This window comes from Hydrogenophaga sp., from assembly GCF_026125825.1.
Classification (GTDB): domain Bacteria; phylum Pseudomonadota; class Gammaproteobacteria; order Burkholderiales; family Burkholderiaceae_C; genus Hydrogenophaga.
The window spans coordinates 1-6,007 of record NZ_JAHCKK010000152.1 but is presented as its reverse complement, the minus strand read 5'-3'; the positions used below and the strand labels follow the sequence as shown (position 1 = coordinate 6,007).

At 64.7% G+C, this 6,007-nt stretch carries 7 protein-coding genes and 2 tRNA genes; all 9 read right to left on the bottom strand.

Annotated features, from left to right (window positions below):
* Positions 1-6 precede the first annotated feature (6 nt).
* Positions 7-780, bottom strand: a complete 774-nt coding sequence (locus KIT86_RS23825) for an ABC transporter ATP-binding protein (RefSeq protein WP_297403023.1) — start codon at positions 778-780, stop codon at positions 7-9.
* Positions 777-1,769: a branched-chain amino acid ABC transporter permease gene (locus KIT86_RS23820; RefSeq protein WP_297403021.1), complete on the bottom strand. Its 993-nt coding sequence runs from the start codon at positions 1,767-1,769 to the stop codon at positions 777-779. The genes KIT86_RS23825 and KIT86_RS23820 overlap by 4 nt, the downstream gene beginning before the upstream one ends.
* Entirely contained in the window at positions 1,766-2,629 is an 864-nt protein-coding gene (locus KIT86_RS23815; RefSeq protein WP_297403019.1) for a branched-chain amino acid ABC transporter permease, read from the bottom strand. Before KIT86_RS23815 ends, KIT86_RS23820 begins: the two co-directional genes overlap by 4 nt.
* Positions 2,630-2,724: 95 nt before the next feature.
* Positions 2,725-3,912, bottom strand: coding sequence for an ABC transporter substrate-binding protein (locus KIT86_RS23810; RefSeq protein ID WP_297403018.1), 1,188 nt, complete (start codon positions 3,910-3,912; stop codon positions 2,725-2,727).
* Between the two features lie 98 nt (positions 3,913-4,010).
* Complete coding sequence (locus tag KIT86_RS23805; RefSeq protein ID WP_297403017.1) at positions 4,011-4,496, bottom strand: flavodoxin domain-containing protein; 486 nt, start codon at positions 4,494-4,496, stop codon at positions 4,011-4,013.
* Between the two features lie 66 nt (positions 4,497-4,562).
* A tRNA-Arg gene (locus KIT86_RS23800) sits at positions 4,563-4,639 on the bottom strand.
* Positions 4,640-4,698: 59 nt separating this feature from the next.
* Positions 4,699-4,775: transfer RNA gene (locus KIT86_RS23795), tRNA-Pro, on the bottom strand.
* Between the two features lie 47 nt (positions 4,776-4,822).
* Positions 4,823-5,515 carry a glutathione binding-like protein gene (locus tag KIT86_RS23790; protein ID WP_297403015.1) on the bottom strand — a complete coding sequence of 231 codons (693 nt, stop codon included), beginning with the start codon at positions 5,513-5,515 and terminating at the stop codon, positions 4,823-4,825.
* A gap of 230 nt (positions 5,516-5,745) precedes the next feature.
* On the bottom strand, positions 5,746-6,007 hold a 262-nt coding region (locus KIT86_RS23785; protein WP_297403013.1), incomplete at its 5' end, for an acyl-CoA dehydrogenase family protein.

Sequence of the window (6,007 nt, the reverse complement as noted above, 5' to 3'; positions counted from 1 at the left end):
CCTGGATCAAGGCGGACATGCGTGTTCCTCGCCGAGGTAGGCCGCCTGCACGCTGGCGTCGCTGCGCACTTCGGCCGGCGTGCCGCTCGCAATCACCTCACCGTTGACCATCACGGTGAGCCGGTCGGCCAGGGCGAACACGGCATCCATGTCGTGCTCCACGAGCATCATGGCATGGGCCTTCTTGATCTTGAGCAGCAGATCGACCATGCGCTCCGCCTCGGCCTGACCCATGCCAGCCAGGGGTTCGTCGAGCAGCAGCACCGTGGGCTCGGTGGCCAGGGTCATGGCAATCTCCAGCTGGCGCTGCTCGCCGTGGCTGGTGGTGCCTGCGATGCTGCCCACACGGGCCGAGAGGCCGGCGAGCTCGATGGCACGTTCGCAGCGGCGATTGACCTCGGTCATGGCGCTGGCTGCGCAGAGCCAGCGCAGCGGGTTCCACGGGCCATGGCGTTCGCGCGACTGCGCGGCCAGGCGCACGTTGTCCCACACGGTGAAGGGCAGGAAGATGTTGGTCTTCTGGTAGCTGCGGCCCAGGCCGAGGCGCGAGATGCGCTCGGGGCTTTTGCCGGCCGTCTCGGTGCCGTTGAGCGTGATGCGGCCCGAGGTGGGGGGAAGGTCGCCTGAGAGCAGGTTGGTCAAGGTGGACTTGCCCGCGCCGTTGGGCCCGATCACGGCGTGGATGTGGTCGCGATGCAGGTCGACCGACACGTCGTTGACGGCGGCCAGGCCGCCGAATCGCTTGGTGAGGTTCCTGGCCGAGAGCAGCAGTTCGCTCATGGGGCACCCCGCTTGCGGGAGAACTGCGCCACCAGGCCCAGCAGGCCTCGGGGCGCGAACACCACGATCAACACGATGAAGCTGCCCATCAGCAGCTGCCAGTGCTTGGTGAGGTCCTTGAAGAAATGCATGACGTACTCGAAGGCGAAAGCGCCCACGATGGCGCCGGCGAAGTTGCCCATGCCGCCGAGGATGACCATCATGATCGCGTGCGCGCTCATGTGAAAGCCCATGAGCTCGGGGTTCACGTAGCCAGTCTGGGCGGCCCACAGGAAACCCGCGACCCCGGCCAGCGCGCCGGCCAGGGTGAAGGCGGTCAGCTTGTAGCCGAAGGTGCCGTAGCCCACGGCGCGCATGCGGTGCTCGTTCACCCGGATGCCGGCGAGCACGCGCCCAAAGGGCGAGAAAAGCAGGCGCCGCAGGAAGGCATAGACCAGCACCAGCAGCAGAAGGGTGAAGTAGTAGAAGGTGGTCTTGTTTTCCAGGTCGATGCCCGTCCAGCCGAACAGCGAGGCGTCGGGCCGGAAGTTCACGTACAGGCCGTCGGAGCCGCCGAGGGCCTTGTTGTCGAAAAACAGGAAGAACACCATCTGCGCGAAGGCCATGGTGACCATGATGAAGTAGATGCCGTGCGTGCGCACCACGAAGAAGCCGATGATCAGCGCCGCCAGGCCCGCGCCCAGGGCCGAGGCGGGCAACGCCCACCACAGGCTGATGGGCGTGTCGGCCGGCGTGAGGAAGGCCAGGGCGTAGCCCGCCAGGCCAAAGTAGGCCGCATGGCCAAGCGAGACCAGACCGGTCACGCCCTGCAGCAAATCGAGGCTCATCGCGAAGATCGCCAGGATCATCATCTGAGAAAGCATCTGCAGGTAGAAGTCCGCGCCGGTCAGCGGCATGAGCGGGAAGGCGGCGAGGGCGATGGCGCCCAGCAGCAGGATCACCTGCATGCTGCGCGGCAGTTTTTCCAACTGGGCTTTGGGCGAACTCATTGTTTGAACAGCCCTTCAGGCTTGTAAAGCAGCACGGCGGCCATGAGCATGTAGACGGCCATGCCCGCAATCTGTGGCAGCAGCACCTTGCCGAAGGTGTCGACCAGGCCCACCAGCAGTGCGGCCACGAGGGCTCCGCGCACCGAGCCGATGCCACCGATGACGACCACCACGAAACACATGATCAGGACCGAGCTCCCCATGCCCGGGTAGACGCTGGAGATGGGCGAGGCGATCATGCCGGCAATGGCCGCGAGCGCCACGCCCAGCGCGAACACCACGCCGTGTATCAGGCGTGTGTTGATGCCGAGCGACTCCGTCATCTCGCGGTTGAACGCGCCCGCGCGGATTTTCATGCCCAGGCGGGTTTTGGAGATCAGCAGGTACAGGCCAAGCGCGAGCAGGATGCACACGCCTGACATCACCAGCCGGTACGCCGGGTAGGACAGGTTGTCGGTGAGCGGGATCGACCAGTTCAGCATCTCGGGCACCTGCACCGAATGCACATCGTCGCCCCAGAGGATGGAGCGCACTTCCTCGAAGATGTAGATCAGGCCGAAGGTCAGCAGCACCTGGTCCAGGTGGTCTCGGTGGTAGAAGTGGCGGAACAGAAGCCACTCGAGCAGCCAGCCCAGGACCACGGCGATGACGGTGCCGAGCACGATGGCCAGCACCAGGCTGTCGAGCTGCGACACCAGGAACCATGCGAGGTAGGCGCCGAGCATGTAGAAGCTGCCGTGCGCCAGATTGACCACGCCCATGATGCCAAAGATCAGTGTGAGCCCGGCCGCCAGCATGAACAGCAGCAGGCCGTACTGCAGGCTGTTGAGCAACTGGATCAGGAAGTTGGCGAAGTCCATGTAGCGGGGCGGTGAGGATCAGGCCGAGAAGGCGAGCAAAAACCAGACCAGCGCCTGTGGGCGCCGGTCTGTGGTGGCAGAAACGAGGCAGGCGTTCAGCCCATGCGGCAGCCGGTGGCGGGGTCGGCCACGGCCTTCTGCGCGATGCCGATCACCTTGTTTTCCTTGTTCTCGACCTTGCGCATGTAGATGTCCTGGATGGGGTTGTGGGCCTTGCTCATGGTCCACTTGCCGCGCGGGCTGTCGATGGTGGCGCCTTCCATGGCGGCGTACAGCGCCTTCTTGTTGTTGAGGTCGCCCTTGACGGCGTTGGCGCCCTTGATCAGCAGCAGGCCGGTGTCGTAGCCTTGCACGGCATACACGTCGGGCTGCAGGCGGAAGGCCTTGGCGTACTCCAGGCGGAACTGCTTGTCGCGCGGGGTGTTCAGCGAATCGCCGTAGTGCATGGTGGTGAGCACGCCGTTGGCCGCGGGACCGGCCGCTTCCAGCACGCCTTCGGTCAGGAAGCCCGAACCATAGAGCTGGATGGTCTTGTTCAGGCCGGCCGCGGCGTAGTCGCTCATGAACTTGGCTGCGCCGCCGCCGGCGAAGAAGCAGGCCACGGCATCGGGCTTGAGCGAGGCGATCTCGGTGAGCAGCGCCTGGAATTCCACGTTGGGGAAGGGCAGCCCGAGCTTCTTCAGGATGGTGCCGCCAGCCGCGGTGTAGCTCTGCTCGAAGCCTTCAAAGGCTTCGTCGCCGGCCGCGTAGTTCCAGGTGATCCACACCGCTTTCTTGTGGCCATTGGCCACCATCGCCTTGCCCAGCGCCAGCGTGGGTTGCGAATTGGTGAAGGAGGTGCGGAACACATTGGGGGCGCACTGGGCGCGGGTGGCCACGTGCACGCCCGCGTTGGGGATCAGGTTGAGCACACCGGTGTCGCGCGCGACCTTGTGGATGCCCATCTGCACACCGGAGTGAACGGTGCCCACGAGCACGTCCACCTTGTCGCGTTGCACCAGGCGCGTCGCATTCTCGATGCCCTTGGCGGGGTTGGATTCGTCGTCCACCTTGAAGTACTCGACTTCACGGCCACCCAGCTTGCCACCTTGCTCGTTGAGCGCCATGCGGAAGCCGTTTTCGATCGCCACGCCGAGCTGGGCGAAGGTGCCGGTGTACGGCAGCATGAAGCCCACGCGCACCTTGTCGGACTGTGCGCGCACGATCTGCGGCAGCAACAGGCCGGTGGATGCGGCGCCGATCACGGCGGCGCTGCGGGTCAGAACGATTCGGCGGGTGGTCATGGAGGTCTCCTGTGGGTGGTTGCCGGAATGCGGTTCACTGTAGACGCGGGGTAGGGGATTGACGATCCAGAATTACCCGTACTTGAGGTCTAAAACATTTATGTGTGAATTGAAGAGGGCTTCACGCACTGGGCCAACCAGTTGCGGCACCAGGCCACACCTGCGGCCACGGCGTCGGTGCCGTCGGAGGCATCGTGGCGAAACACCTCGCCCAGACGCACGGCGCCCAGATCCGCCAGGCGCTCGTCGAAGCGCAGTCCGCCATGGCAGAAGGTGTTGGGGTAGATGCTGTCGCCCAGCGCGATCACCCCATAACGCACATGACCCAGGTACCTTGGCTCGCTGCCCAGGGACTCGTACAGGGTTTGCGCGTTCTGGGGCACGTCACCGGCACCGTGGGTGGATGAGCATATGACGTATAGTGCATCTCGGTCGAATGCGCGGATGTCAAGTCCCTCCATGCGATGCACTTCGATGGGCTGGATCAGGTCGGCGCAATCCATCTCGATCGCACGCGCCACTTGCTCGGCGGTGTTGGTGACCGTGCCGACGAGGATGATGAGGGGTCTGGAAGCGGCGTTCATGATGCAGAAGCTGCAATATACTTCATGAACTTGGAGGCCGCGTATCGGGTAAACCCGAGGGGTGCTTGGCCTGCCCGGAGGGACTCGAACCCCCGACCTGCTGCTTAGAAGGCAGCTGCTCTATCCAGTTGAGCTACGGGCAGACAGGGCGACTGGTGATGCAAAAAAGGCCCACGCTGTGGGCCTTTTTGTTCTTGATGAATGGTCGGAGCGGCGGGATTCGAACTCGCGACCCTCTGCTCCCAAAGCAGATGCGCTACCAGGCTGCGCTACGCTCCGACTAAGCGGCGAATTGTACCCGCTCAAGGGCGGCGTTCTGGCCCGACTCAGCGTTTTTCGTATTGCGTCTTGCCAAACAGCACTTCGCGCGACTTGTCGTCGGTGATCGGCCGGCGCGCGTCGGCCAGGACGGCCACGCCCCGCTGCACCGCGGGCCGGGCGGCGATGGTGTCGAACCAAATCTTCAGGTTCGGGAAGTCGGCCCAGTCGATGCCCTGGTTCTGCCAGTTGCGCAACCAGGGAAAGATGGCGATGTCGGCGATGCTGTACTGGTTGCCGGCGATGAACTTCTGCCCCTTGAGCTGCCGGTCCATGACGCCGTAGAGCCGCTTGGCTTCGTTGGTGTAGCGATCAATGGCGTAGCCGATCTTCTCGGGCGCGTATTGGCGGAAGTGGTGGTTCTGGCCAAGCATGGGGCCTACGCCACCCATCTGGAACATCAGCCATTCCAGCGTCTGGTACTTGCCGCGCACGTCCTGCGGCAGGAAGCGGCCGGTCTTGCCGGCCAGGTAGAGCAGGATGGCGCCGGACTCGAACAGCGAGATCGGCTGGCCGTCCGGCCCTTCGGCGTCGACGATGGCCGGGATCTTGTTGTTGGGGCTGATGGCCAGGAACTCGGGCGCGAACTGCTCGCCCTTGCCGATGTCGATGCCGTGCACGCGGTAGGGCAGGCCGCACTCCTCCAGCATGATGTGCACCTTGTGGCCGTTGGGCGTGGCCCAGGAATAGAGGTCGATCATCGAAGGCTCCGGCGTGGGATGGGTGAGAGTGGATGGGGAAACGACGCGCCATTGTGCCGATGCGCGGCGGATCGTGCAGGCAGGGCCGGCAAGCCCATGCAGGGGCTCCAAGAAGAACGGCGCCACGTGGGCGCCGTTTCCTGGTTGCTACAGATTTGATGGCTGCCTGCGCCCGCTGGACGCTGGCCGCAGCCTCAAAACATGCTTGACCCCTGGCCGAGCGAGCCGGCTCAGCTGCCGCGCGTGATCGGCATCTCCACGGCCTTGGGGTTGGCCGCGTACCTGGCGAGCTCCAGCTTGGCCAGCGCGTTGCGGTGCACTTCGTCCGGGCCATCGGCAAAGCGCAGCGTCCGTTGATGGGCGTAGCTGTAGGCCAGCGGCGTGTCGCCGCTGATGCCCGCGCCGCCGTACGCCTGCATGGCCCAGTCGATGATGCGGGTGGCCATGTTGGGCGCCACGATCTTGATCATCGCGATCTCGGCCTGTGCCACC

What these genes read in the sequence shown, in the direction of transcription:
- KIT86_RS23825 (WP_297403023.1), bottom strand. Translation starts at nt 780, where the DNA reads ATGAGCGAACTGCTGCTCTCGGCCAGGAACCTCACCAAGCGATTCGGC.
- KIT86_RS23820 (WP_297403021.1), bottom strand. Translation starts at nt 1,769, where the DNA reads ATGAGTTCGCCCAAAGCCCAGTTGGAAAAACTGCCGCGCAGCATGCAG.
- KIT86_RS23815 (WP_297403019.1), bottom strand. Translation starts at nt 2,629, where the DNA reads ATGGACTTCGCCAACTTCCTGATCCAGTTGCTCAACAGCCTGCAGTAC.
- KIT86_RS23810 (WP_297403018.1), bottom strand. Translation starts at nt 3,912, where the DNA reads ATGACCACCCGCCGAATCGTTCTGACCCGCAGCGCCGCCGTGATCGGC.
- KIT86_RS23805 (WP_297403017.1), bottom strand. Translation starts at nt 4,496, where the DNA reads ATGAACGCCGCTTCCAGACCCCTCATCATCCTCGTCGGCACGGTCACC.
- KIT86_RS23790 (WP_297403015.1), bottom strand. Translation starts at nt 5,515, where the DNA reads ATGATCGACCTCTATTCCTGGGCCACGCCCAACGGCCACAAGGTGCAC.